The following is a 23,258-nucleotide window of genomic DNA, read 5'->3' on the forward strand; positions in this document are numbered from 1 at the left end:
TCGACGGCCGCGCGTCGGCTCAGGGCACGCGCTGGTCGGCGATGTTCCGGTAGCCCGCCGCGTGGAGCAGGCGGGTGCGCCGGCGGTCGATGCTGGTCCTGGCCGGTGAGCCGGGCGGTGAGCCGCCGGCCAGCGCGCCGACGGCGACCGCGACGAGCAGCGCCGGCAGCAGCACGGTCCGGACCGTCATCGCCCACGGCGCCTTCAGCCCGACCCGGCGTCCGCTGGACACCCGCACGAGCTGGGTGCCGGTGAGCACGGCGCCGAGCGCGCGGCCGTTGCCGTAGCACAGGCCGTACAGCGGGGGCACCACGACGAACAGCGCGAGGTCGGCCAGGACGAGCTGGTTGTCGTCGATGGTCCCGGCGGTGTACAGCAGGCTGAGGACGACCACGCCGACGCCGACCGCGAGCAGGAACACCACGAAGTCGACGAACCACGCCAGGAGTCGGCGCAGGTCACCGGCGCCGACGTAGAGGACCCCGTCGGCGAACGCGTCGACGCGTGCGGCGGCGGCCCTCGACCCGAGGACGTGCGCCGCCTCGGCCTGGACGACCTCCAGCCTGGTCGGCGGCCGGTCGATGCCGGGAGCGGCCATGGCGTCCTCCAGTCGGTCGTGACAGGCGACATTCTGCATCACGTCGAATCCGGATCGGCCGCGAACGTATGATCCGGGCTCCACGACGTCAGGGGGACGGGACATGAACCCGAGTCCGAACGCCCGCGGCCACGCCGCCGCGCAGGCCGCTCCGGCGAAGGCGTCGATCGTCCCCTACTTCCTGGCGCACCTGCTGACGGGGATGGTGGTGTTCGTGGCGATGAGGTTCATCAGCCCCGCCCGCGACCCCCTCCCGTTCGGTTCCGATCTCCTGTACTACGTGACCACCCACCTGCCGGTGCCGCTGGTGCTCTCGACGGTGCTGGCGTGGTTGCTGACCAGGAGGGCGAGGCTGCCGTTCTGGGCGGTCCTGCTGCTGTCAGTGCCGTTCTACCTGGGCGCTTCGTTCGTCTACATGATGGGCCAGATCATGGCGTCCACCCAGCAGTGAGCCCGGCTCGCGTGCGTGCGGGCTCGTTCCCGGTCCACGTCTAAGGTCCTCGTGTGCCGACCGAACTCAGCCCCACCGCGAAGGCGCTGCGCGCCATGGAGATCCTCCAGGCGCGCCCCGGGGTGACGGCGGGCGAGCTCGCCGCGGGGCTGGGCGTCACGGAACGGGCCGTGCGCCGGTACGTCGGGATCCTCCGCGAGGCGGGCATCCCGGTGGAATCGACCCGGGGCCCCTACGGCGGCTACCGGCTGGGGCGCGGCACGCGGCTGCCACCGGTCGTGTTCACCGAGCCCGAGGCGCTCGTCCTGGTCATGGCGGTGCTCGACAACCCGGCCGACGACCTCGTCGACAGCGCCCTCGGCAAGGTCGTCCGGGCGCTCCCCGAGCACGTCGGCAAGCAGGCGGCGGCGCTGCGCGAGCACGCGTCGGCCGCGCCCGACCGGAACTCGGTCCGCCCGGACCCCACCACGACCAGCGCACTCGTCGCGGCCATCGCCGCACGGCGTCGCGTGGTGGTCACCTACGGCCAGGACACGGGCAGCGAGTGGGAGTCCGAGGTGGACCCGTGGGCGGTCGTCGTCCGGCACGGCCGGTGGTACCTGCTGTGCCACTCCCACCGCGCGGACGCGCTCCGCACGTACCGGATCGACCGGGTCCGCGCGGTGCGGCAGACCGAGCACGGGTTCGAGCCGCCCGCCGACCTCGACCCGGTGGCGGCGGTGGAGGAGAACCTGGGCGCCGGCTGGGAGTTCCCGACCCGCGTCGTGTTCCACGCGGCGCCGGAGCAGGTGGCGCCGTGGGTCCGGCCGCCGATGGGCCGCCTCGAACCGCTGGACGACGGGTGCGTGCTCGTCGGCAGCACGAGCAACCCGGCCATGTACGCGCAGGAGTGGTTGGCGGCCGTGCCCTTCGCCTTCCGCGTCGAGGGCGGGCCGGAACTGCGGGCCGCGGTCGTGGCGCTCGCCGCGCGGTTCGCCGCCGCCGTGGACTGACCACGAGCACGACCGCCGCCGCGGTCACCAGCGGTCCGAGCGGGTGACCGAGCCCGTTGGCGGTGCTCGTCGCGGGCAACGCACGTCCCCGGTCGCCACGCGCTGCCCGAGCCCTGCTCGCCGCCGGGTCCTGACACCGAACCCGTTCGGCGGATTGGCGGACGGGGTGACAGGGGGACCATGGGTCGGGGGGAGTGCTCATGGAATTCGGTCGCAGAAGTTTCATCCAGGCCACCGGACTCGTCGCGCTCGGCGCGTGGGAGAACGAGTGGGACCGGCTGCGCCGCGTGCTCACCGGCAGGCTGGTCCTGCCCGGTGACGACGTCTACGACACCGTGCGCAGGCCGTACAACACGGTGTACGCGCACCGCAGGCCGGCGGCCGTCGCGCTGTGCGCCGACGAGTCCGACGTCGCGCGGTGCCTCGACTTCGCGGCACGGGAGCGGATCCCCGTGGCCGCGCGCAGCGGCGGGCACAGCTACGCCGGTTACTCGGTGCCCGAGAACGGTCTCGTCATCGACCTGTCCGCGCTGCGCGCGATCCGCGTGGACCGCCGCGGCCGGGTCGAGGTCGGCGCGGGCACGCGGATGATCGACCTGTACGACGAGTTGGCGCGGACCGGCCGGTTGCTGCCCGCCGGGTCGTGCCCGACGGTCGGCATCGGCGGTCTCGCGCTGGGCGGCGGGATCAGCGTCGTCGGGCGCAAGTACGGCCTGACCGTCGACCACCTGCGCGCCGCGCGGATCGTGACGCCGGGCGGCCGGCCGCGCCGCACCGACGACCACGTGGAGCCCGACCTGTTCTGGGCGCTGCGCGGTGGCGGCGGCGGCAACTTCGGCGTCGTCACGTCGTTCACGTTCGACACCGAGCCCGCGCCGGACGTGGCCGCGTTCGTCCTGGGGTTCCCGGCGGGCGCGGCGACCGACGTGCTGGGCGCGTGGCAGGAGTGGGTGCTCGACACCCCGGACGGCCTGTGGTCCGCGTGCAACGTCCGGGCCGGCAGCCCACCGCCCGTCAACGTCATCGGCAGCTGGATCGGGCCCGAGGACGAGCTGGACCGGCTCCTCGACCGGTTCGCCGCGAAGGTCGCGCCGACCAGCCGCACGGTCCTGCCGATGGACTACGGCACCGCGATGCGGTTCTTCGCCGGCTGCCTGCCCGCGTGCCTGCCGGACGACGGCTCGCCGTTCGTGGCGTCGTCCAGGATGCTGCACCGGCCGGTGGACCCGGCGCGGGTCGTGGCCCTGCTGGAGGGGCGGCGGACGGGACGGGCCCAGTTCGACACGTTCGGCGGCGCGATCGCGCGCGTGCGGCCGGAGGCGACCGCGTTCCCGCACCGCCACGCCATCGCCAGCGCGCAGGCGTACGTCGACGTGGTCGGCGTCAGCGAGGCCGAAGCCCGCCGCATCATGGCCGACCTGCGCGACGGGATCGGCCACGACACCGGCTACGTCAACTACATCGACCCCGACATGCCGGACTGGCCGACCGCCTACTACGGCCGGAACCTCCCGCGCCTGCGCCGGGTCGCGCGCCGCTACGACCCGGACCGCGTCCTCGCGTTCCCCCAGGGGCTCGCCTGAGCCGGTTGTCACCCGTTGCCGGGCCGTGAGTCCCCCGGTCCGGTCACCGGTCGCCGCCGCGCCGGTCTGACGACGTACGACTGGGAACGGATCCGGTTCGCCATAGGCGTCCGGGAGTGTTACGGGCTACCCTGGGAGCGCTCCCAGGAGATTCCCCGCCGTCGTGGACCCTTCGGAAGGAGTTCCATGCGAAGCACTGTCCGCGCCTTCGTGCTGGCCGGGTTGATGGCCGCGTCCGCGGTCGTCGCCGCGGCCGGGCCGGCCCAAGCCGACACCACGATCTGCGAGCAGTACGGGTCGACCACCATCCAGGGCCGCTACGTGGTCCAGAACAACCGCTGGGGCACGTCGGCTACCCAGTGCATCAACGTCACCTCGACCGGTTTCCGGATCACCCAGCAGCAGGGCTCGGCGCCGACGAACGGCGCACCGCTGTCGTACCCGTCGGTGTTCCTCGGCTGCCACTACTCCAACTGCTCGCCGGGCAGCAACCTGCCGATGCAGGTCAGCCGGATCCGCAGCGCCTCGTCCTCGATCAACTACACCTACGTGGGCGGCACCTACAACGCCTCCTACGACATCTGGCTCGACCCGTCGCCCAAGACCAACGGGGTCAACCAGATGGAGATCATGATCTGGTTCAACCGCCAGGGCTCGATCCAGCCGATCGGCAGCGCGGTCGGCAACACCACCATCGGTGGCCGCAGCTGGCAGGTCTGGCGCGGCAGCAACGGCGCCAACAACGTGATCTCCTACGTCGCGCCGTCGCCGATCACGTCGTGGTCGTTCAACGTGCTCGACTTCGTCAACGACGTCCGCAACCGCGGCGCGATCACCACGTCCTGGTACCTGACCAGCATCCAGGCCGGTTTCGAGCCGTGGAACGGCGGCACCGGCCTGGCGGTCAACAGCTTCTCCGCCTCGGTCAGCGGCTGATCCCGGCACCGGGCCGGTCCGGGCCGACACCCGGACCGGCCCCTCGGCGCGGTCAGCGCCCGAACACGACCTCCGCCGCCGGCGCCAGGCGCACCGCGCCGCCGGGGTGGACGGCCGTGCTGAGGATCCGGTTGTGCCGGTCGACGACCTGCTCGGCGGTGAGGCCCGCCTCCGGGTCGCCGTCGGCCGCCGGCGAGTGGCCGTCGGTGACCAGCACGACGTCCAGGCCGTGGCTCAACGCGGACCGCGCCGTGGCGTCCACGCAGTAGTCGGTGGCCAGGCCGGTCAGCACCACGGTGTCCACGTCCCGTTCGGCGAGCAGCACGGCGAGGTCCGTGCGGTAGAACGCGTCGGTCGCCGTCTTGTCGAGCACCACGTCGGTCGGTTCGAGGCCGAGCCGTGAACTGATCCGCGTTCCCGGGTCCTCGGGGTCGAACGGCGTGCCGCTGGGCCCGATCTGCCGCAACGCGACCACCGGCACGCCGTTGCGACGGGCTTCGCGCGCCAACGCGGCGACGCGGTCAACCAGTTCCTCGCCGCGCCAGACGAGCGGGACCAGCATCTCCTGCAGGTCGACGATCAGCAGTGCCGCGTTCATGCCGACGCAGCCTATCCGGGCGGCTCGACGCGGTCAGTTGCTCCAGGTGTAGCCGGTGGTCCCGACCTGGGCGCCGCTGTCTGCGGACGCGGTGGCGGTCGAGCCGAGGAAGATCGTGCCGATCGCGAGCGCGAGAACCGGCAGCAGTCGCAGAACCCTTGCCATGGCGCGTCCCTTCCGATCCGACGAGGTCGCCTGGCGAACGCAGGCCCGGCCAGTGTCGCAGAGCGGGACCGGCCCGAGGACGCGAACGACGTCGGCGGTGCCGGCCTGTCACCCCATTGCCGCAACGCCACGACCGCGGCCCGGGCAGGCCGGGCTTCCACCCGGGTGACGAGGCCGGGCTCGACCAGGTGACCAGGCGACCGCTTTCCGTTCGCAGTGGGCCCTCGGTTTGCGGTGGGGGCGGTGTAACCGGTATAACCAGTTACATGGCACTGAGCTGGAAGCTGGTCATCGACACCAGGAACGCACCCGCCCTCGCGGACTTCTGGGCCGCGGCCCTGGGCTACGAGGTGGAGGACCCGAGCGCGCTCATCGAGCAGTTGCTGGCGGCCGGCCACCTCGGCGCGGAAGCGGTCATCGAGCACAACGGCCGCAAGAACTTCCGCGGTTTCGCCGCCGTCCGCCACCCCGAGGACCCGTTCGACGCGACCAGCGGTGTCGGCCGCGGGCGGCGGCTGCTGTTCCAGGACGTGCCCGAGGCCAAGTCCGGCAAGAACCGCCTGCACATCGACGTCCACAGCGAGCCGGGCGGCCTGGACGAGCTGGTGGCCCGCCTGGAAGGGCTCGGCGCCACCCGCGTCAGCGAGTTCGACAAGGGTCCGGCCGGGCACTGGTGGGTCATGCGGGACCCGGAAGGCAACGAGTTCTGCGCGTCATAGGGGAGCTCGGAGGAGTGACGGGGGCGTTGATCGGGTACCTGAGGCTCACTTGACTCGAAGGCGTGAACGTGGCCGTCTCCGGAATCGTCAGCGTCCTCGTCGTGGGCCTGATCACCGGTGCACTCGGCAGACTCGCGCTGCCCGGCGAGCAGAGCATCCCGATCTGGCTGACCATCGTGGTCGGCATCGTCGCGGCTGTCATCGGCACCTTCATCGCCAACGCGCTCGGCGTGGGTGACACCCGTGGCATCGACTGGATCGAAGTGGTCATCCAGGTCGCGCTCGCGGCCGGCGGCGTCGCCGTGGCGGCGGGCTCCTACACCCGCAAACGGGTCTCCTGACCGGGGGCAACCGACCTCGTCGCGCCTGACCTCCCGCTCACCCGGCGGGGGTTAGGCTTCGGCCATGTCGAGATGGCGCGGCCGGACGGCGGACACCGCCGCGGCGATCGCCGCCGGCCTGGTCGCGCTGCTCGGGCTGCTGGTGCAGTCGCGCGGCGTCGACACCCCGGCCGAAGGGGCGGCACTGCTCGTCGTGCTGGCCTCCTCCGGCGCGCTGGTCTTCCGCCGTCGCCACCCGATCCCGGTCGGCGTGGCGGCGTTGGCCGCCATCAGCGCGTACGGGGCGCTGCTGCACCAACCCGGCCCGGTCATGGTCGTGTTCGTCGTGGCGCTCTACACCGTCGTCGACGAGGGCCACCTCGCCGTGGCCATCGGGCTCGGCGTCGCCTCGGTCGTCGCCTTCGCCCTCGCGGACAGCTTCAACCGGACCGACAACGGCGCGACGTTCCTGCACGCCGGCTGGCTCATCGCGGTCATCGTCGGCGTGACCCGCAACCGCCGGGCCTACCTCGCCGAAGCGGAGGCCCGGACCCTCGCCGCCGAGCGGCGGATGGAGGAGGAGGCCCGGCGACGCGCCACCGAGGAACGGCTGCGCATCGCCCGCGAGCTGCACGACGCGCTGGGTCACCACCTCTCGCTGATCAACGTGCAGGCGAGCGCCGCGCTGCACCGCCCGGACCCGGCCCGCTCCGAGCAGGCGCTCACCGCGATCAAGCAGACCAGCAAGGAAACGCTGCGCGAGCTGCGCGCGACGCTCAACGCGCTGCGCCAGGACGGCGACGCGGCGCCCGGCCTGAACCGCCTGGGCGAGCTCGTCACGACGGCGGGCCGGTCCGGGCTGGAGATCCGCGTCGAGCTCGCCGAAACCCGGCCGCTGCCGCCCGAGGTGGACCTGGCGGCGTACCGGATCGTCCAGGAGGCGCTCACCAACGTGACCCGGCACGCGGACGCGACCGCCGCCGTGGTCCGCGTCCGTCCCGACCACGACACCGTGCTGGTGGAAGTGGAGGACGACGGCACCGGCGCACCGGGCGCGCCCGGCAACGGGATCCTCGGCATGCGCGAACGGGCCCAGGCGCTGGGCGGCGAGCTGACCACGGGCCCGCGCCCGGACGGCGGCTTCCGGGTCCACGCCCGCCTGCCGCTGCGCGAGGACCGGGTCCCTGCGTGATCCGCCTGCTGCTCGCCGACGACCAGACCCTGGTCCGCGCCGGTTTCCGGTCCATCCTGGACGGTGAGGACGGCATCGAGGTGGTCGGCGAGGCGGCCGACGGCGCCGAGGCGGTGCGGCTCACCCGGCACTTGCGGCCCGACGTCGTCCTCATGGACGTCCAGATGCCCGGGTTGGACGGCCTGGCCGCCACGCGGGAGATCACCGCGACCTCCGACGTCCGCGTGATCATCCTGACCACGTTCGACCTGGACGACTACGTCTACGGCGCGCTGAGGGCCGGTGCGAGCGGTTTCCTGGTCAAGGACACCGAGCCGGCCGAGCTGATCCACGGCGTGCGGGTCGTGGCCCGCGGTGACGCGCTCATCGCGCCGTCGGTCACCCGCCGGCTGATCGCCGAGTTCGCCACCCGCGCCACGCACCCGGACCCGGGCCCGCGGCTGAGCGCGCTCACCGACCGTGAACGCGAGGTGATGGCGCTGGTGGCCGCCGGCCTGTCCAACGACGAGATCGCGGCCAGGCTGGTGCTGAGCCCGGCCACCGCGAAGACCCACGTCAGTCGCATCATGACCAAGGCGCGGGTCCGCGACCGGGCCCAGCTGGTGATCCTCGCGTACGAGTCCGGCCTCACCGTCCCGGGCTGGCTGACCGATCAGGCGGTCTCCCGGCGGGAGCGCGCCAGCGCCGACCCGCCGAGGACCACGGCGACCGACCCGACCACCAAGGCCACGTAGGCGCCGCCGCGCCCGTTGCCCGTCCCGATGCCGCTGTCGGCGGTGGCCGCGACGAGCCCGCCGAGCGCCAGGGCGACGACGCCCGTCACCAAGGACACGAGGGCTCCGAGCCGTCCGGTGCGGACGCCGAAGCGACCGCGGGGTCGGGCCAGGGCCAGCGCGCCGACCACGAGGCCGACCAACCCCAGCAGCGCGCCCAGGCTCGCGCCGATCCGTCCGGGGCTCATCGTGTAGGCACTGGCTGCGGCAAGCACATTGGCGACATGCATCGGGGATTCCTCCGCTCGTACAACAGGTACGGGGAGCGTAGGAACCGACGTGGCCGCGAGTCGTCGTGCCGGAGTTGCCGATCGGCCTACCACCCCGGTTGTACGCCCTCCGCGCGCCGTACCACCGCAGTGGCGGTCACGGGGTCACGGTCACGTGCGGCATCGCGATCCTGAGGTCGGCCAACAGTCTCGGGTCGACCGACCCGTAACCCACCACGGACACCTTCTTCAGCGAGTCCGCCCACCTCTCGACGCCGGCGAACGACCGCAGCGAGCCACCCTCGATCCGCAGCTCCACGACCGACTCCGCGAACTCCAGCGACCGGAGGTCCCGCAGGTCCATCTCGAGGATGCTGAGGTTCGCCAGGCGCAACCTCGTCCTGATCGACGCCAGGTGCTCCTCCGGCCACCCGGAGATCCTCAGGTTCGACACCTGGGCGGGCAACTCGCAGCGGAGCTCCGACGACCAGCCGTCGCCGGGGTGCGGCAGGTGGACCTGCCTCAGCGAGCTCATGTACGTCACCGCCGTCCGCGCGACTTCGCTGTCCACGAGCAGGCGCGGCAGGGTCGACTTCGCCAGCACCGCCTCGCCGTACTCCCGGACGTCGAAGAACGCCATGCACCGCAGGACTTCCTGGAACACCCGGGACCGGGGATCGGAGGCGAACCGCGCGATCACCGGCAACGCCTCTTCGAGCCGCGTCTCGGCCAACGCCCGGATCGTCGCCGTCACCTCGTCGACGGTCTGGGGTCGGCAGTCCGCCAGCAGGTCGAGCACGAACGGGCCCGCCGACGCGATCGCCTTCGCCTTGTTGATCGAGGACGGCGGCAGCAGCCGTGCCGTGTTCAGCTGGATCTCCCGCCGCAGCGACCCGCTCAGCTCGGGCGCGGTCTCCAGCGACGCCAGCACCAGCAGGTTCAGGTCACCCCGTTCGAGCAGTCGCCCCAACAGCTCCTCGCGCTGCGCCTGCGACGCGTGGCCGACCGCCATCACGGCCACCTCGTGCCACTGGTCGAGGTGGCCGTTCTGCACCACCGTGCCCACGTCGTCGGTGTTCATGGCGTCGTGGGCGGCCAGGTACTCCTGGAACGTGCGGTGGATGAAGTCGACCCGGCCCTCGACCGGCTCGCGCAGCAGCCCCGAGCGTTCCAGCAGGTGCCGGTAGACGTCCTGGTTGCCCGCCCGGACCTGGGGCATCAGGTGCAGCCGCTGGGAGATGCGGTAGAGCGCCCGCGGCACGTCGACGTCCGTGTAGCCGTTGCGGATGAGCCAGTACGCGAGGTCGGCCAGCAACAACAACTTCTCGGTCCGGCCCAGCCCTTCGATCGCGCCGATCTTGCGCTCGACGTCGCGCCGCTCCAGCAGCATCTGCAACGCCACCTCGTACAGCTCCATCCGGTTGGCGGGCAGCGTGGCGCGCCGGTCGCGGTGCAGGGCGCACAACAACGCGCACAGCAACGGGTACCCGGCGAGCTTGCGCAGGTGGCCACGGGTGTCCAGCAGTTCGAGCAACCCGGTCTCGTAGTCGTCGAGCGCCTGGCGCGACTCGCCGTCGACGCACCCCAACCGCATCGCGTCGTGCCACCGCGCCACGAACAGCCGGACGTCGGCCCGGCTCATCGGTTGCAGGTCCAGCACCGAGAACCGCGCGTCACCCAGCCACTGCGGAGGCGCGGCGCCGGGCCGGGACGTGACGATCACCCGCGCCAGCGGGAACGCGCCGACCAGGTCGCGCAGCCACGTGCGCGCCTCGTCGCGGCGGTCGGCCGCCAACTCGTCCACGCCGTCGACCAACAGCAACGCGCTGCCGTCGCGCAGCTTGCGCTGCACCCAGCCGTGCGGCATCTCGTCCGCGACGTACTTGCCGACCTCGTCCAGGAACCGCTCCGGCGCGGGCAGGTCGCGGCCCGCGTAGCGCCGCAGCGGGATGAAGAACGGCACCGTCCCGTTCCAGTCGGCCAGCCTCTCCGGGAAGTCGCTCAACGCGCTGCGCACCGCGACCCACTGCAACAGCGTCGTCTTCCCGAGGCCGGCCTCGCCCCGGATGAACACCCGCCGCGCGCCGGCCAGCAGTTCCTCGACCCGGTGCACGGGGCTGAGTTCGTCGGCGGAGGCCATGAGGCTGATGTAGGCGACCGACAGCGGGTAGCGGCGGCTCGCGTCGGCCAGCGTCACGCCGAACATCTCGACGTGGTCGAGCTTGCGCGCGACGAGCTGCCGGTAGTCGTAGTCGAAGCCGTCCGTGCGGTCGCGCTGCGGCAGCCGGGCCAGGACCTCGCGGATGCCGTCGAGCATCTCGCGGTCCCGGCGCAGCAGCTCGGTCAGGGCGTTCGCGGAGAACGCGGGCAGCCCGCGGGAGATCTCGATGACGTAGCCGCAGCACTCGCGCAGCAGCAGGTCGTGCAGCGCCGTGCCGTCCGCCGACAGCAGTGCGCTCCGCGCCGGGACGCGGCGGCGGATCGCCCGGTCCAGGTGGCCGGCGTCGAGGTCGGCGGCGAACAGGTCGTCGTCGTCGAGGGCCGCCTCGTCGAACGTGTCGCGGACGGCGTCGATCGCGGCGAGCCGCTCGTGCTCGGGGAGCGCGCGGAACTCCGCGTCGACGATGGGCTCGATCCGGTCGACCACGGCTTCGGCGAAGTCGTCCAGGAGCCGCGCGAACTTGCGCCGGTCGCGTTCCCTGGTCAGCTGGCCGGACAGGTGGTCGACCGCGGCGCCGCCGACCTCCGCGGCGATCTTGTGATCGCCCAGCCACAACTTGGTGGCGGTGCGGACGGCGACCGTGCCCAGCGCGATCAGGGCGGCTTCGACGGACATCGCCCCATCCAAGCCCATCGGACGGCGGTGGGAGGTCGGATCGCGCCGGCCTCACCCGAATCGGCGCGCCGGTCCCTCCCGGCCGTCGTGGAGTGATCCGGGTCTTTTGACCACGGCTTGACACGGCGATACCACCCGGGGGTATGTTTCCGGTCGCTCCACGGGATACCCCCGGTGGGTATCAATCAGGAAGGACCCGTCATGAACCCCCATCCCCGGCGCTGGTGGGCACTCGTCGTGCTCGCGGCGGCGCAGTTCATGGTCATCATGGACACCTCGATCATCGCCGTGGCGCTGCCGGACGTGCAGCGCGAGTTGGGCTTCACCCCCGGCGGGCTCCAGTGGGTGTTCAACGCCTACGCGGTCGCACTCGGCGGACTGCTCCTGCTCGGCGGCAGGCTGTCGGACCTCTGGGGCGCACGGCGCGTGTTCGCCGTCGGCTGGACGACCCTGATCGTCGGCTCGGTCGTCGCCGCCGCCGCGACCGGCGCGGGCGTCGAAGTCCTCGGCCGCGCGGTGCAGGGCGTCGGCGCGGCGCTGATCGCTCCGGCCGCGATGACGCTGCTCATGGTGCTGTTCGCCGGTCAGTCGAACGAACTGCCCAAGGCGATGGCGTTCTACGGTGCGGCGGCGCCGGCCGGTGGCACCGCGGGCGTGTTCCTCGGCGGCGTGGTCACCGAGTGGCTGAGCTGGCCGTGGGTGTTCATCATCTACGTTCCCATCGGCCTGTTGACCCTCGCGCTCACGCCGAAGCTGCTCCCCGCCGTACCGGGGCGCAGCGGTGGCTTGGACGTCGGCGGAGCGGTCGCGGTCACCGGCGGGCTCGCGCTGGCCGTCTACGCCATCGTGCAGGCACCCGAACGCGGCTGGGCGTCGACCGCCACGCTCGTGCAGCTCGGCGCCGCGGCGGTCCTGCTGGTCGGGTTCCTGCTGGTGCAGCGTGCGGTGAAGAACCCGTTGATGCCGCTGAAGGTGTGGCGCACACCCGACCTGGCGCCGGCGAACGTCGCGATGGCGCTGCTGGGCGCGGCGTGGATCCCGATGTGGTACTTCCTCAACCTCTACGTCCAGCAGGTGCTCGGGTTCGGCTCGTTCGCCAGTGGCGCGGCGCTGCTCCCGATGACCGTGCTCACGACCGTGTTGATGACCACCGCCGGCGGACGGCTGATCGGCCGGTTCGGCACCAAGCCGCCGATCGTCACCGGACTGGCCGTGCCCGCCGCCGGCCTGGGCCTGCTCGCCACCGCCGACCCGGACGGCAGCTTCGTCGCCGACGTCCTGCCCGGCTCGCTGATCTCGGCCGTCGGCATGGCGCTGGTCTTCATCCCCGCGACGATGGCCGCCATCGGCGGGGTCGCCCCCGACCAGGGCGGACTGGCCTCGGGCATCGTCAACACCACCTACCAGGTCGGCTCGGCGCTCGGCCTGGCCGCGATGACCGCGGTGGCCACCTCGCAGGGCGCCGACCGGCTCGGCGACGCGGTCGCGCTCACCGACGGCTACTCGGCCGCCTTCACCGGCGCCGCGCTGGTCGCCCTGGCAGCCGCGCTGCTGGCCGCCTTCGCCCTGCGCGGCCGGGTCGCCGAGCCGGTGGCAGTCGACGCCTAGTGTCGCGGTGATCAGTACCCCGGCTGGGTATGCTACCTTCCCCTGCATACCCGACCGGGGTACTGGCCGTTTCCGCTGGTTCACCGCTGGATGGAGATCAGGTGCCCGAAACGAGCAAGTTGACCGTCTGCCGAGGCTGCTGCTGCGGCACGGTCGAGAAGCACCCGGACGTCGACCACGCGACGCACCTGCGGAAGTTCCGGGAAGCCGTGGGACCGGACGCGATCACCGTGGCCAACTGCCTCAGCTCCTGCGAGTTCTCCAACGTCGTCGTGGTCCGGCCTGCCCGGGGCGCGGGCGCCCGGCCGGTGTGGCTGGGCGGGGTGCTCACCGACGAGGCGGTGGACCACGTCCTCGACTGGGTCGCGGCGGGCGGCCCGGGCCGGGCCGAGATGCCGGCCGGCCTGGTCGAGCACCTGATCGACCGGCCGGCCGACGACAGCGCCGCGAGCTGACACCCGCGGTCGCCGTCGCCGTCCACCGGACGTCAGCCTGTCGGCAGCAGGCCCTGCATCTCGGTGATCTCGGCCTGCTGCGCGTCGATGATCCGCTGCGCGAGCTGCTTGGCCTCGGCGTTGGAGCCCTGCCGGAGTTCCGCGTTCGCCATGTCGATCGCGCCTTGGTGGTGCCTGATCATCATGCCCAGGAACATCCGGTCGAAGTCGGCGTCCTTCGCCTGCTCGAGCAGGTCCATCTCGGCGGCGCTCATGCCGGGCATGTCGGCGCCGTGGTCCATGCCCGGCATGCCCGTGGTGTGCACCGGGACGCCCCAGCCGGTCAGCCAGCCGGTCAAGGTCTTGATCTCCGGGTCCTGCGCCTTCTCGATGCGTGACGCGAGGTCGAGCAGCCGGGGGTTGGTGGTCCGGCCCTGGACGAGCTTCGCCATCTCGAGGGCGCCCTGGTGGTGGGGGATCATGCCCTGCGCGAACGCGATGTCCGCGTCGTTGTGCCCACCGGACGGCGCGCCGGCGGCGGCGCTCGTCGTGCCGGTCGTGCTGCCCGTGTCGTGTCCGGTGGAGTCGCTGCCGCACCCGGCGAGCACGAGTCCGGCGGTCAGGACGGCAAGCGCCGTCCCGACCAGGTTCTTCCTGGTCATGTTGTCCTCTGCGGTGTGAAAGTCGAGTCGGTCGCACGGCGTCGCGTCGGCGTCCTGAGAGGACGTCACGCGCCGCCTGTCACAGCCGCAGGACGCAGAGGGTGGCGAGCCGCGCCGGAGCGCCGCCCGGTCTCGGGGGAGGTGAGCGCGGCCGTGCCGACCGCTTGGCGACCGACGTGAGCCGCACGACGGCGCCGCGGCGGAAGAACGCGAGCAGCGCGAGCGCCAGACCGACGCCGGCGGCGAGGATCGCCAGGCACAGGTGCAGCAGGTCGTGCTGCTGCACCGGGCCGGGAGTGCGCTCCTCGGACGCGCCGTGCGCACAGCAGTCGGCCACCGCGGTCACCGCTGTCTGCTCGTGCGTGCCCGACTCGTGCGTGCCGAGGTGGTGCATCCCCACGACGGCGAACGCGACCGCCCACACCAGAGCCCACTGAGAGGCTCGGAGGCGGACGCGGTGCAGCACGGCCCCATGCTACAAGCACCTACGATGACGGATCGTCGACCACGAAGTACACGGGAGTCCGGGGGAGAACGGTGCGGCACGTGCGGGTGGTCGGCCTGGCCGTCGTGGTCGTGGTGCTCGCCGTCGCGGCGGCGGTCCTCGACCTGCCGGACCCCGACCGGCTCCGGAACTGGATCGACGGCAACGGCGCGTGGGCGCCGCTGGTGTTCTTCCTGGTGTGCGCGGTCGGGACGGCGGCGTTCTTCCCGAAACCGGTGCTGGCCACGGCGTCCGGCCTGCTGTTCGGCGTCCTGCCCGGACTCGTGGTCGCGGTGGCGGGCTTCACGGTGGGTGCGTTGATCGCCTTCGTCGTCGCACGCCTGCTGGGACGGCGGTCCGTGGCGCGGTGGCTGGGCTCGGGCAGGCTGAAGGTGCTTGACACGGTGTTCGAGCGCAACGGCCTGGCCGCCACGGTGGTGCTCCGCCTGCTCCCCGTGGTCCCGTTCGCGGTGTCCAACTACGGCGCGGGTGTCACCGCCGTCACACCGAAGTCCTTCGCCGCGGGCACCGCGCTCGGGTTGCTGCCGACCACCGCGCTGGCCGCGACCCTCGGTGACGCCGCGCTCGACCTCGGCTCACCCCGCTCGATCGCGGCCGGGGCGGCGTGGCTGGTGCTGGCCGTGGTCGGTGTCGTGTGGGGCAGGCAACTGCTCCGCCGGTCGAAGGGCTAGTACCGGCAAGGGTCACCCACCGAGCACGGCGCGGGCCAGGTCGTCGGCCACGGCGTGCCGGTAGGGGTTGGTCGCCGGACCGGCCGCCGTCGGGTGCACACGGTTGGTCAGCAGCAGCACGAACGACCGGCTCGCCGGCTCGACGACCAGCGAGGTCCCGGTGTACCCGGTGTGCCCCACGGTGTACGGCGTGGCCAGCATGCCCATGAACGCGGGCTTGTTGACGTCCAAGCCGAGCCCGCGGTCGGCGCCGGGAATGGCCGCGTTCCAGTTGGCCGTCATCGCCCGGACGCTGTCCGCCCGCAGGACCCGCCGGTTGCCGTACCGGCCGCCGTTGAGCAGCATCTGGGCGAAGACGGCGAGGTCGCGCGCGGTGGAGAAGACGCCGGCGTGCCCCGCCGTGCCGCCGAGGTACCAGGACGTCGAGTCGTGCACCTGGCCCCAGATCAGCCCGCGCGAGCCGCCTGTGAACTGGGTCGGCGCGATGCGCGGTCGCAGGCTCTCCGGCGGGTTGAACATGGTGTCGCGCAGCCCCAGCGGCTCGGTGACCTCCGCGGCCACGAGGTCCGGCAGCGACCGGCCGGTGACCCGTTCCAGCACCTTGCCGATCACGATGAGGCTCAGGTCCGAGTAGACGTACCTGGTGCCCGGCTGCGACCGGAGCGCCACCGCGTAGACCGCGGCCAGCCGTTGCTCGACCGTCGGGTAGGAGCCGAGCGCCAAACCGGCCGGCAGCCCGGAGGTGTGGGTCAGCAACTGCTTGAGCGTGACGTCCTGCTTGCCGTTCTGGGCGAACTCTGGCAGGTAGCGCGCGGCGGGCGCGTCCAGGTCGACCAGGCCGCGCTCGACCAGCCGCAGCGCGACCACCGCGGTGAAGAGCTTCGAGATCGACGCCACGTCGAAGATGGTGTCCTCGCGCATCGGGATCCGTTGGTCGGGCGGCAGTTCCGCGCCGTCGGACCCGTACCGCAGCGCGTCCCCCACGGCCGCGTGGCGGGCGATCACGCCGTTGCGCGCGGCCAGCACCACGCCGCCGGGGAACGCCTGGGGCACCGCCCGCACGCCCGCCTCGACGTCGGGCACCAGTCGGTCGACGTGCTCGGCGGCGAGTCCGGCTTGCCGTGCCGTGCCGTGGCGCAGGCGTTCGTCGGGAAGCGGTCCGTCCCAAGGGGAACCGTGCCGTCGGACGACGGCCAGCTCGGCCACCACCGGCAGGTGGTCCGACGCGCCGGTCGTGACGACGCGCGTCTCGCGCACCCGGGCCGGGTAGCCGGCGGCGACGTAGTCGATGCGCTTGGTCGGCGCCTCCGCCGGGTAGGTCGTGCCGGGGGAGGACGGGTCGGTCATGGCCCACGCGTCGACCAACTCCGTCCACAGTGGAGCGAGCTCGGGCGCGTCCGGCGTCGCGTTGAAGTCGCCGAGCAGCACCCGCGCCTCGCCCCGGTCCTCGGCCATCACGCGCAGCATGTCGGCGACCTGCGCCCGGCGCACCGCCGGGTCGGTGCGGTAGTCCAGGTGGGTGTCGTAGACGTGCACGCGTTCGCCGCGCACGTTCAGGACGACCTCGGGGAACCCCGGCGCCGGTGCGGGCGTCGGGTCCGGCACCTGGGTGGACAACCGGGTGATCGGGTGGTTCTCCGCCGCGGTGATCGGGTGCCTGCTGAGCACCGCCACGCCGTACTGCCGCCGCGGCTTGCCCGGTTCCGCCGGGTCGAGGTCGTAGATGGGCGCGAAGTAGACGTCCATGCCGACCGCGGCGGCCAGCTCCGCCGCCTGGTCACGCCACTCGCTGCGGGCCATCCAGTGGACGTCGACCTCCTGCACGCCGACCACGTCGGCGCCGGAGGCCGTGATGTCCGCGGCCACCCGCGCCAGGTCCAGCCTGCCGTCCACGCCGATACCGGTGTGGATGTTGTAGGTCATCACGGTCAACGGCACGTTCGCGGTGCTCGCCGGTTCGGCCACCGCGGACGGTGCCGCGACCAGCAGCGCGCACAGGACGGCGGTCGGCAGTCGACGCATCGGGTTCAGCCCTCCCAGGTCAGGCCGTGGCCGAACGGGTGCAGCGCGGTCGAGGGGTCGCCCGCGACCGGGATCGTGACGGGCAGCTTCCCGACCGGGGCGTGCTCCCCGTACAGCACCCGCACCGCCGACTCCACCGAGACCTCGGTGTAGGAGTAGGTCGCGAGGTAGGTCTGGGCTTCCGGGAAGTACGCGATGTCGTAGGGGTCCCGGACCGCGATGACGACGACCGGTTTCCCGGTGGCCAGCAGCGCCTTCACCAGGTCCTGCTGGCCGACGTCGGTCCACGCCTTGTTGGTCGCGACGATCGTCAGGTCGGCGGCGACGGAGCCCGCGACCGCGCTGTCGATCGTCGCCTGGCTCGGGTTCGTGCCGGTGACCAGCGCGTTCGTCGTCGCGGAACGTCGGCCGACGGCGTCGGCGAGCCGGTGCGGCACCGGGTCGGCGGTCGTGCCCCAGCCGGTGGTGAACACGGTTGCCGGCGGCGTGCGCAGGGGCAGGACCGCGTTGCGCACGAGCGTCGTGGTCCGGTCCGTGATCCGCTGCGCGGCCTGCTTGTTCGGGGCCGTCCCGACGACCTCCGGCAGCTTCGCCGGGTCGACGAACGGGTCGTCCAACAGACCGCGCTTCGCCTTCATCCGCAGGATCCGGCGGACCGACTGGTCGATGCGGCGTTCGGTGAGCTCGCCGCCGCGCACCGCCGCCAGCACCGCGTTGAACGCGAGGTCGATGTTCGGAGGCATCAGCAACTGGTCGACGCCCGCCTTCAGGGCCAGCACGGGCACGCGGTCGTCGCCGTACTTCTGCCGCACACCGGCCATCCCGAGCGAATCGGTGATCACCACGCCGTCGTAGCCGAGCCGGTCGCGCAGGACGCCGGTGATGATCGGCCGGGAGAGCGTGGCCGGATCGCCGGACGGGTCGAGCGCGGGCACCACGATGTGCGCGGTCATGATCGAGTCGATGCCGGCGGCGATCGCGCGGCGGAACGGCGGCGCGCCCAGCCGTTCCCAGTCCTCGCGGCTGTGCCCGATCACGGGCAGGCCGGTGTGGCTGTCCACGGCGGTGTCGCCGTGCCCGGGGAAGTGCTTGGCGGTGGCCGAGACACCACCCCGTTCGTACCCCCGGACCTGCGCCTGCACCAACCTGGCCGTCAGCTCCGGGTCCTCGGCGAACGAACGGACGCCGATCACCGGGTTGAGCGCGTTGACGTTGACGTCGGCGACCGGCGCGAAGTCCTGGTTGACGCCCATCGCGCGCAGTTCCCGCCCGGCGATCAGGGCCGCTTCGCCCGCCGCCTCCGGGTCGCGGGCCGCGCCGAGCGCCATGTTGCCGGGGAACGGCGTGACCGGCTCCCCGATCCGCGACACCACGCCGTACTCCTGGTCGGTGCTGATCAGGGCGGGGATGGCCGACACCCGCTGGATGCCGTTGGACAGCGCCGCGACCTGCGCGGGATTGGCGGTGTTGCCGGACCACGCGAAGTAGACGATGCCGCCGAGGTGGTACTTCCGGATCAGCTGCTCGGCGTTGTCCACGCCGTGCTGACGCCGGTTGGCGGCCACCGAGGCCGGGTCGGACGCGTCGACCGTCGCGCCGTAGGCGTAGGTGACGAACAGCTGGCCGACCTTCTCCTCCAGGCTCATCCGCCGCAACGCGTCCGCCACGACGTCACCGGTGCCGGCCGCCGCCACCGCCGGGGCGGAGGCGACCAGCAGGGCCGACAGCCCGACGAGCACCCGCCGCCGGTTGAAGATTTTCCTCATGTGCTCTCCTACAGTGAGGAAATCACCGATCCGGTCGAATGTACGCAGCCGGCGCCGGCGTCGGCATCGCCCGTTCGGGGGGCATTGGCGCGAAGGGCCGCGCCGGGACCCACTCGAAGAGGGCGTACTTGCCGGACGCCCGTGACGACCGCCGTCGGACCGACCACGCGGGAACCACCGCCGCGACCCCTGCCGTCGACGACTGCGGTCAGGTGCGGTCGTGGACCACGCGTGAGGTGCCCGATCGCGCGTAGGCGCCGGGTGCGGTGCCGAGCATCCGGCGGAAGTGCCGGGTCAGGTGGGACTGGTCGTAGAAGCCGACGGCCGGCGCGACCTGGGCCGGTGGCAGCCCGTCGAGCAGCAGGCGGCGGGCCAGGTCGACGCGGCGGCCGGTGAGGTAGCGGTGCGGGGGCAGGCCGAACTCGCGGGTGAACGCGCGGACCAGGCGCTCCGGGGCGGCGGCCAGCCGGGTGGCGGCGTCGGACAGGGTGAGCCCGTCGGTCACGTGGGCGTCCAGCAGGTCCCGCAACGTGCGGGCCAGGCCCGGCTCCGCGTCCGGTGTCGTCGGCGCGCGCCGGGTGAGGTGGGTGCGCAGCCGGTCGCGGACCAGGGCCAACCTGGACTCGGCCTCCCACTCGTCGCCGCCGTGCAGCACGCCGTGCAACTGGTGCACGCGCAGGCGCAGCGCCGGGTCGGCGAACGCGGGGTGGTCGACCGCCGCGCCGACCAGGTCCGTGCCGAGGACCGACGTGTCGAGGTAGAGGACTCGCTTGCGGAAGCCCTCGGAGGTCGCGTTGCGGCCGTCGTGCGGCACGTGCGGCGGCAGCAGGGTGACCGACGCGGGCGGCGCGCCGTGCTCGCGGTGGTCCAGGCCGTAGGTCACCGTGCCGGTGTCGACCAGCAGCAACGTCCACGCGTCGTGCGTGTGCGCTGGGTAGGCGTGGTCGGTGAAGCGCGCGTGCAGCACCTCGGCGATGCCCGGCACGGCGGGCCGCCACGCGGCGATGTCGGGGCCCACGTCAAGAACGTACAAGACGGGCGCCGTCCGGTTCGGCGACGGTGTGCGGGTGGAACGATTCGAGACGAAGTTCGCCGTCCTGCTCCGCGACGACCTGGCGCCGTGGCAGGCGTTGAACGTGACCGCCTTCCTGGCCGGCGGTCTCACCGCGGCCGTGCCGGAGGCCGTCGGGGAACCGTACGAGGACGCGGACGGCACGAAGTACCTGCCGATGCTCGGCCAACCGGTGCTCGTGCTGACCGGTGGCAAGGAAGTGCTGACCACCGCGCACGCCAAGGCCGTCACGCGGGGCCTGGCGCTGGCGGTGTTCACTTCCGACCTGTTCGCCACCGGCAACGACGTGGACAACCGCGCCGCGGTGCGAGCCGTGCCGGGTGCCGCCTTGGACCTCGTGGGCATCGGCGTGCACGGCCCGCGCAACGCGGTCGACAAAGCCCTCAAGGGCGCCCGGATGCACCCTTAGTGCTTCGAGTTGCTTCAGGCCAGGGGTTCAGGAGTGCCTTCGGCGCTGGAGGCCAGATCGGGTCTGAACCGGCGGACGGCGTCCATGCCATGGCGGCTTGTGGTCCCTGACAGGGTGAGTCGGCGAATGTCGTCCAGCGTGAGCAGGGTGTGGGGATTGTCGTGACCGAGCGTCAGCGCACGGGCGTCGGCCACAAGTCGAAGATGCGTCTCGGCAGCTCCTCGTTCTCCCAGTGCGACGAGGACGCGCGCGAGGTAGTGGCGGGTGGTCAGCGTCTTGGGATGGTCCGGGCCGATCACCTGTTCACGCGTGACGAGCGTTCTCTCGAACGTGAGCCTTGCCCTTTCGAGTTCGACGCCTTCCAGCCAGTAAGCACGTGCGAGGTTGTGCAGCGCGTAGAGCAAGAAGGGGTGTCGGAATCCGTAGACCTCCCTCATGGTGGAAATTATTTCTTTGAGTCCACTTTTTGCCTCGGCGTAATGACCCGCTTCGGCTTGCGCGCGATACAGATTATGTGCCGCTCTCGCAGTGTGGAAGTGTGTGGCGCCGAATCGCTGCCGCAATCGGTCGACTTGGTAGGTAAAACGGGCGATGATTTCCTCGCGGTCGGAAGTCAACTCGCTCAGCGCCGCATCCAGGCTCTGCACGGTCCGAAGGGTGTCCGGGTGATCGGGCCCCAGGGTTTCGAGTTGGATGGAATGCACTCGATCGGCGATCGACTTCGCTTGGTCGAGGTTGCCGAGTTCCGTCAGGACGAAGCTCAGTTGGGATTCCGCCTTGAGTGTTTCGGGATGCTCGGGTCCGAGCACGTTCGCGGTAGATTCTGCAACCTGTCGGAAGAGTAATTCGCTGTTGACGAACTGTCCCAGGCGGTATGCGATCTGTGCCAACTGGTAGGTCGGCCCGAAGAGGTCCTCGTGTTGAGTGCCGAGAGTTCGCTGTCTTATTGCCAGGCAACGCTCGAAGTGGGTGCGGGCGGCCGCGTACTCGCCACGGTCATGCAGGTACGCGGCCAACTTGTTGCTGGCGGCGTCGAGGATCTGCGGGTCGGAGTCGGTTCGCGTGGCGTGGTTGATATACGAGTCGACGTGCGGCGACAGCGTCACACACCTGTGCCAGAGTCGAAGATCGCCCGGATCTTCCGGGAATGCATGCGCCAGAAGTGCTCCGACGCTGTCGACCCATCGTTTCTCCGTCCAATGACCACTCCGGTCGCGAATTGAACCGGCCATATGTGCCAGGCGTTTTACGGGAGACCTGGTCGATTGGCTGACGGTGGCGCGGATAATACCTTGAACCAGGCCGTGAGTACGGATGAATCCGGGTCGGTCGAGACTGACCAGCGATGTGCCGACCAGGATTTCGACCAGGCTGTCCAGGACCAGCGGATCGCCGGATGCGGCGGCGAGTTCAGACGGCAATGCGGCGGGGAGGCAGGTCGAGAGATCACGGGGCACGGCTTCGGGGCCCAAGAATGCCAACATTCGGAGCAGTTGCACGGCGGCGACACTCTTCCGTCGCACTTGTTCCACTGCGAGGCCGACTGTGACGGTGACCGGAGCGGGGTAAGGGCTCACGTCCCCCTCGACCATCAAGCGCGCGACGCCGTCGAGGAATCGCTCATGGTACTCCGCCAAAGTGACGGCTCGGAATCGACAGTATGTGCCTGCCTGCGCGATGGCCAACGGCAGGCCATTCAACTCGGTGGCGAGCCTTGTCGCCGCCGGGACGTCCACATCACCGCTATGTGCGAGCAGGAGCTTCACTGCGTCACGTTCAGCGAGTGCCGGGACCGCGTTGGTCACTGCGACTGAGCCCCAAGCTGGATTCCGGGACGTGATGACGACTTGACCGGGACCATTAGGAATCAGTCCGGCAAGGGTCGAGTGGTCCGCCGCGTCGTCGAAGATCAGCAGCCATCCTCGCCGCCTCTCCAATGTCGCGATGACTGCCTGTGCGGCGCTCTCGTGTTCGTGGTCCTCGGTCGCCACACCAAGGTGCTGAGCGAGTTCGGCCAGTCCGGCCAGAGCCCAGAGGCGATCCGACGCGGTGATCCACCAGCCGATCTCAAAGTTTCCCCGAGACCGTTCCGCATAAGCCATGGCGAGCTGCGTCTTGCCGAGACCGGGCATGCCGTGCAAAGCCGCCACTGCGACGGACGTCGACGTCCGCGAGAGCTGCCGTCGTAACCGTGCGAGTTCGGTCGACCTCCCGATGAAAGTTTGCACCGGTTTTGGAATCGACCAGACCGGCTCCACGGTGCTCGTGTCGTTCGTCCTTGGCCCTTGTTCGGTGGGTGAATCGGCAACGACACTGGCGACGCGTCTCATTCGACGTTCGGCTAGCCCGGCGATCATCCCGCCGGTGACCAGCACCAACGTGCCAGCGACGTACTGATAGAGATTGAACAGAAGGCCGGCAAAGCCGAGTGTTACCCCGCTGAGCCCGATCAGGAGCGGTCTCCTCGGCACCTGACGCATCGGATGCCGAGACCGTCGCTGCTTCGTCCTGACGATCGTCACTACCACCTCAAGGGACTGCGATGCCAGAACCGGCATGGCCTGCACGCTCCCCGTGCGGGCCATGCCAAGCAAACCACACCGGGACTCACCGATGAACGGCTTGGTCTCCGCTATGTTGCGGACACGCCGGAAGCACGTTCAGTAGTTCCGTTGTGAGACTCCTGGACTTTGAGTACGAGGGCGTTTCGCTGGTATTCGATCGAGCCGTCGTGACG

23 protein-coding genes are annotated in these 23,258 nt (G+C 71.4%); 12 read left to right on the forward strand and 11 right to left on the reverse strand.

The window, feature by feature from the left end; translation table 11 throughout:
- Positions 1 to 19: 19 nt before the first annotated feature.
- A complete protein-coding gene (locus tag AB0H12_RS28825) occupies positions 20 to 598 on the reverse strand; it encodes an RDD family protein (RefSeq protein WP_230573095.1) in 579 nt (192 codons plus the stop codon).
- 103 nt (positions 599 to 701) lie between these two features.
- Between AB0H12_RS28825 and AB0H12_RS28830 the strand changes: the two genes are divergently transcribed.
- The 4 genes from AB0H12_RS28830 (at position 702) to AB0H12_RS28845 (ending at position 4,560) form a co-directional block, all read left to right on the forward strand.
- Positions 702 to 1,049, forward strand: coding sequence for a hypothetical protein (locus AB0H12_RS28830; RefSeq protein ID WP_499626993.1), 348 nt, complete (start codon positions 702 to 704; stop codon positions 1,047 to 1,049).
- A 53-nt stretch (positions 1,050 to 1,102) separates the two neighbouring features.
- Entirely contained in the window at positions 1,103 to 2,041 is a 939-nt protein-coding gene (locus AB0H12_RS28835) for a helix-turn-helix transcriptional regulator (protein ID WP_499626995.1), read from the forward strand.
- A 200-nt stretch (positions 2,042 to 2,241) separates the two neighbouring features.
- On the forward strand, positions 2,242 to 3,624 hold the full coding sequence (locus AB0H12_RS28840) for an FAD-binding oxidoreductase (protein WP_499626997.1): 1,383 nt from the start codon (positions 2,242 to 2,244) through the stop codon (positions 3,622 to 3,624).
- Between the two features lie 186 nt (positions 3,625 to 3,810).
- On the forward strand, positions 3,811 to 4,560 hold the full coding sequence (locus AB0H12_RS28845; protein WP_499626998.1) for a GH12 family glycosyl hydrolase domain-containing protein: 750 nt from the start codon (positions 3,811 to 3,813) through the stop codon (positions 4,558 to 4,560).
- A 52-nt stretch (positions 4,561 to 4,612) separates the two neighbouring features.
- Here AB0H12_RS28845 and AB0H12_RS28850 read toward each other — a convergent pair whose 3' ends face one another.
- Both AB0H12_RS28850 and AB0H12_RS28855 read right to left on the reverse strand, forming a co-directional pair.
- Positions 4,613 to 5,158 (reverse strand): cysteine hydrolase family protein, encoded by a 546-nt coding sequence (locus AB0H12_RS28850; protein ID WP_499626999.1) that lies wholly within the window; start codon positions 5,156 to 5,158, stop codon positions 4,613 to 4,615.
- A gap of 33 nt (positions 5,159 to 5,191) precedes the next feature.
- On the reverse strand, positions 5,192 to 5,323 hold the full coding sequence (locus tag AB0H12_RS28855) for a hypothetical protein (RefSeq protein WP_499627000.1): 132 nt from the start codon (positions 5,321 to 5,323) through the stop codon (positions 5,192 to 5,194).
- A gap of 266 nt (positions 5,324 to 5,589) precedes the next feature.
- On the opposite strand from AB0H12_RS28855, the gene AB0H12_RS28860 reads away from it, so the two are divergent.
- The 4 genes from AB0H12_RS28860 to AB0H12_RS28875 all read left to right on the forward strand — a co-directional run bounded on the left by AB0H12_RS28860 (position 5,590) and on the right by AB0H12_RS28875 (position 8,288).
- A complete protein-coding gene (locus AB0H12_RS28860) occupies positions 5,590 to 6,042 on the forward strand; it encodes a VOC family protein (RefSeq protein WP_499627002.1) in 453 nt (150 codons plus the stop codon).
- 68 nt (positions 6,043 to 6,110) lie between these two features.
- Positions 6,111 to 6,383 carry a GlsB/YeaQ/YmgE family stress response membrane protein gene (locus AB0H12_RS28865; protein ID WP_499627218.1) on the forward strand — a complete coding sequence of 91 codons (273 nt, stop codon included), beginning with the start codon at positions 6,111 to 6,113 and terminating at the stop codon, positions 6,381 to 6,383.
- 64 nt (positions 6,384 to 6,447) lie between these two features.
- Positions 6,448 to 7,554 carry a sensor histidine kinase gene (locus AB0H12_RS28870; RefSeq protein ID WP_499627004.1) on the forward strand — a complete coding sequence of 369 codons (1,107 nt, stop codon included), beginning with the start codon at positions 6,448 to 6,450 and terminating at the stop codon, positions 7,552 to 7,554.
- Positions 7,551 to 8,288: a response regulator transcription factor gene (locus AB0H12_RS28875; RefSeq protein ID WP_499627006.1), complete on the forward strand. Its 738-nt coding sequence runs from the start codon at positions 7,551 to 7,553 to the stop codon at positions 8,286 to 8,288. Before AB0H12_RS28870 ends, AB0H12_RS28875 begins: the two co-directional genes overlap by 4 nt.
- On the opposite strand, the gene AB0H12_RS28880 is transcribed toward AB0H12_RS28875, so the two are convergent.
- Both AB0H12_RS28880 and AB0H12_RS28885 read right to left on the reverse strand, forming a co-directional pair.
- Positions 8,207 to 8,557, reverse strand: coding sequence for a DUF6223 family protein (locus AB0H12_RS28880; protein ID WP_499627008.1), 351 nt, complete (start codon positions 8,555 to 8,557; stop codon positions 8,207 to 8,209). The genes AB0H12_RS28875 and AB0H12_RS28880 overlap by 82 nt on opposite strands.
- A 136-nt stretch (positions 8,558 to 8,693) precedes the next feature.
- The gene (locus AB0H12_RS28885; RefSeq protein WP_499627009.1) at positions 8,694 to 11,372 is read right to left on the reverse strand and encodes an NACHT domain-containing protein; all 2,679 of its coding nucleotides are present in this window, start codon (positions 11,370 to 11,372) and stop codon (positions 8,694 to 8,696) included.
- Between the two features lie 201 nt (positions 11,373 to 11,573).
- Between AB0H12_RS28885 and AB0H12_RS28890 the strand changes: the two genes are divergently transcribed.
- Both AB0H12_RS28890 and AB0H12_RS28895 read left to right on the forward strand, forming a co-directional pair.
- Positions 11,574 to 12,980: an MFS transporter gene (locus tag AB0H12_RS28890; protein WP_499627010.1), complete on the forward strand. Its 1,407-nt coding sequence runs from the start codon at positions 11,574 to 11,576 to the stop codon at positions 12,978 to 12,980.
- Positions 12,981 to 13,081: 101 nt separating this feature from the next.
- Complete coding sequence (locus AB0H12_RS28895) at positions 13,082 to 13,435, forward strand: hypothetical protein (RefSeq protein WP_499627012.1); 354 nt, start codon at positions 13,082 to 13,084, stop codon at positions 13,433 to 13,435.
- Positions 13,436 to 13,467: 32 nt separating this feature from the next.
- Here the strand turns inward: AB0H12_RS28895 and AB0H12_RS28900 are convergent, their stop codons facing one another.
- Positions 13,468 to 14,076: a DUF305 domain-containing protein gene (locus tag AB0H12_RS28900; RefSeq protein ID WP_499627014.1), complete on the reverse strand. Its 609-nt coding sequence runs from the start codon at positions 14,074 to 14,076 to the stop codon at positions 13,468 to 13,470.
- A 79-nt stretch (positions 14,077 to 14,155) separates the two neighbouring features.
- Positions 14,156 to 14,542, reverse strand: a complete 387-nt coding sequence (locus AB0H12_RS28905; RefSeq protein ID WP_499627015.1) for a hypothetical protein — start codon at positions 14,540 to 14,542, stop codon at positions 14,156 to 14,158.
- 71 nt (positions 14,543 to 14,613) lie between these two features.
- Here AB0H12_RS28905 and AB0H12_RS28910 point away from each other — a divergent pair, with 71 nt between their 5' ends.
- Complete coding sequence (locus AB0H12_RS28910) at positions 14,614 to 15,252, forward strand: TVP38/TMEM64 family protein (protein ID WP_499627017.1); 639 nt, start codon at positions 14,614 to 14,616, stop codon at positions 15,250 to 15,252.
- Positions 15,253 to 15,264: 12 nt separating this feature from the next.
- Here AB0H12_RS28910 and AB0H12_RS28915 read toward each other — a convergent pair whose 3' ends face one another.
- The 3 genes from AB0H12_RS28915 to AB0H12_RS28925 form a co-directional block, all read right to left on the reverse strand.
- Positions 15,265 to 17,274 carry a serine hydrolase gene (locus tag AB0H12_RS28915; RefSeq protein WP_499627019.1) on the reverse strand — a complete coding sequence of 670 codons (2,010 nt, stop codon included), beginning with the start codon at positions 17,272 to 17,274 and terminating at the stop codon, positions 15,265 to 15,267.
- A gap of 5 nt (positions 17,275 to 17,279) precedes the next feature.
- Positions 17,280 to 19,040: a glycoside hydrolase family 3 protein gene (locus AB0H12_RS28920; RefSeq protein ID WP_499627020.1), complete on the reverse strand. Its 1,761-nt coding sequence runs from the start codon at positions 19,038 to 19,040 to the stop codon at positions 17,280 to 17,282.
- Between the two features lie 208 nt (positions 19,041 to 19,248).
- Entirely contained in the window at positions 19,249 to 20,058 is an 810-nt protein-coding gene (locus AB0H12_RS28925; protein WP_499627022.1) for an AraC family transcriptional regulator, read from the reverse strand.
- Positions 20,059 to 20,107: 49 nt separating this feature from the next.
- Between AB0H12_RS28925 and AB0H12_RS28930 the strand changes: the two genes are divergently transcribed.
- On the forward strand, positions 20,108 to 20,521 hold the full coding sequence (locus AB0H12_RS28930; RefSeq protein ID WP_499627025.1) for a DUF2000 family protein: 414 nt from the start codon (positions 20,108 to 20,110) through the stop codon (positions 20,519 to 20,521).
- Positions 20,522 to 20,535: 14 nt separating this feature from the next.
- Here the strand turns inward: AB0H12_RS28930 and AB0H12_RS28935 are convergent, their stop codons facing one another.
- A complete protein-coding gene (locus AB0H12_RS28935) occupies positions 20,536 to 23,079 on the reverse strand; it encodes a tetratricopeptide repeat protein (protein ID WP_499627027.1) in 2,544 nt (847 codons plus the stop codon).
- Positions 23,080 to 23,258: the final 179 nt, after the last annotated feature.

Source organism: Actinosynnema sp. NPDC023794 (genome assembly GCF_040639675.1).
In the GTDB taxonomy this organism is placed as follows: Bacteria; Actinomycetota; Actinomycetes; order Mycobacteriales; family Pseudonocardiaceae; genus Actinosynnema; species Actinosynnema luteola.

What these genes read in the sequence shown, in the direction of transcription:
- AB0H12_RS28830 (WP_499626993.1), top strand. Translation starts at nt 702, where the DNA reads ATGAACCCGAGTCCGAACGCCCGCGGCCACGCCGCCGCGCAGGCCGCT.
- AB0H12_RS28855 (WP_499627000.1), bottom strand. Translation starts at nt 5,323, where the DNA reads ATGGCAAGGGTTCTGCGACTGCTGCCGGTTCTCGCGCTCGCGATCGGC.
- AB0H12_RS28845 (WP_499626998.1), top strand. Translation starts at nt 3,811, where the DNA reads ATGCGAAGCACTGTCCGCGCCTTCGTGCTGGCCGGGTTGATGGCCGCG.
- AB0H12_RS28825 (WP_230573095.1), bottom strand. Translation starts at nt 598, where the DNA reads ATGGCCGCTCCCGGCATCGACCGGCCGCCGACCAGGCTGGAGGTCGTC.
- AB0H12_RS28920 (WP_499627020.1), bottom strand. Translation starts at nt 19,040, where the DNA reads ATGAGGAAAATCTTCAACCGGCGGCGGGTGCTCGTCGGGCTGTCGGCC.
- AB0H12_RS28885 (WP_499627009.1), bottom strand. Translation starts at nt 11,372, where the DNA reads ATGTCCGTCGAAGCCGCCCTGATCGCGCTGGGCACGGTCGCCGTCCGC.
- AB0H12_RS28900 (WP_499627014.1), bottom strand. Translation starts at nt 14,076, where the DNA reads ATGACCAGGAAGAACCTGGTCGGGACGGCGCTTGCCGTCCTGACCGCC.
- AB0H12_RS28880 (WP_499627008.1), bottom strand. Translation starts at nt 8,557, where the DNA reads ATGCATGTCGCCAATGTGCTTGCCGCAGCCAGTGCCTACACGATGAGC.
- AB0H12_RS28870 (WP_499627004.1), top strand. Translation starts at nt 6,448, where the DNA reads ATGTCGAGATGGCGCGGCCGGACGGCGGACACCGCCGCGGCGATCGCC.
- AB0H12_RS28890 (WP_499627010.1), top strand. Translation starts at nt 11,574, where the DNA reads ATGAACCCCCATCCCCGGCGCTGGTGGGCACTCGTCGTGCTCGCGGCG.
- AB0H12_RS28840 (WP_499626997.1), top strand. Translation starts at nt 2,242, where the DNA reads ATGGAATTCGGTCGCAGAAGTTTCATCCAGGCCACCGGACTCGTCGCG.
- AB0H12_RS28915 (WP_499627019.1), bottom strand. Translation starts at nt 17,274, where the DNA reads ATGCGTCGACTGCCGACCGCCGTCCTGTGCGCGCTGCTGGTCGCGGCA.
- AB0H12_RS28860 (WP_499627002.1), top strand. Translation starts at nt 5,590, where the DNA reads ATGGCACTGAGCTGGAAGCTGGTCATCGACACCAGGAACGCACCCGCC.
- AB0H12_RS28935 (WP_499627027.1), bottom strand. Translation starts at nt 23,079, where the DNA reads ATGCCGGTTCTGGCATCGCAGTCCCTTGAGGTGGTAGTGACGATCGTC.
- AB0H12_RS28850 (WP_499626999.1), bottom strand. Translation starts at nt 5,158, where the DNA reads ATGAACGCGGCACTGCTGATCGTCGACCTGCAGGAGATGCTGGTCCCG.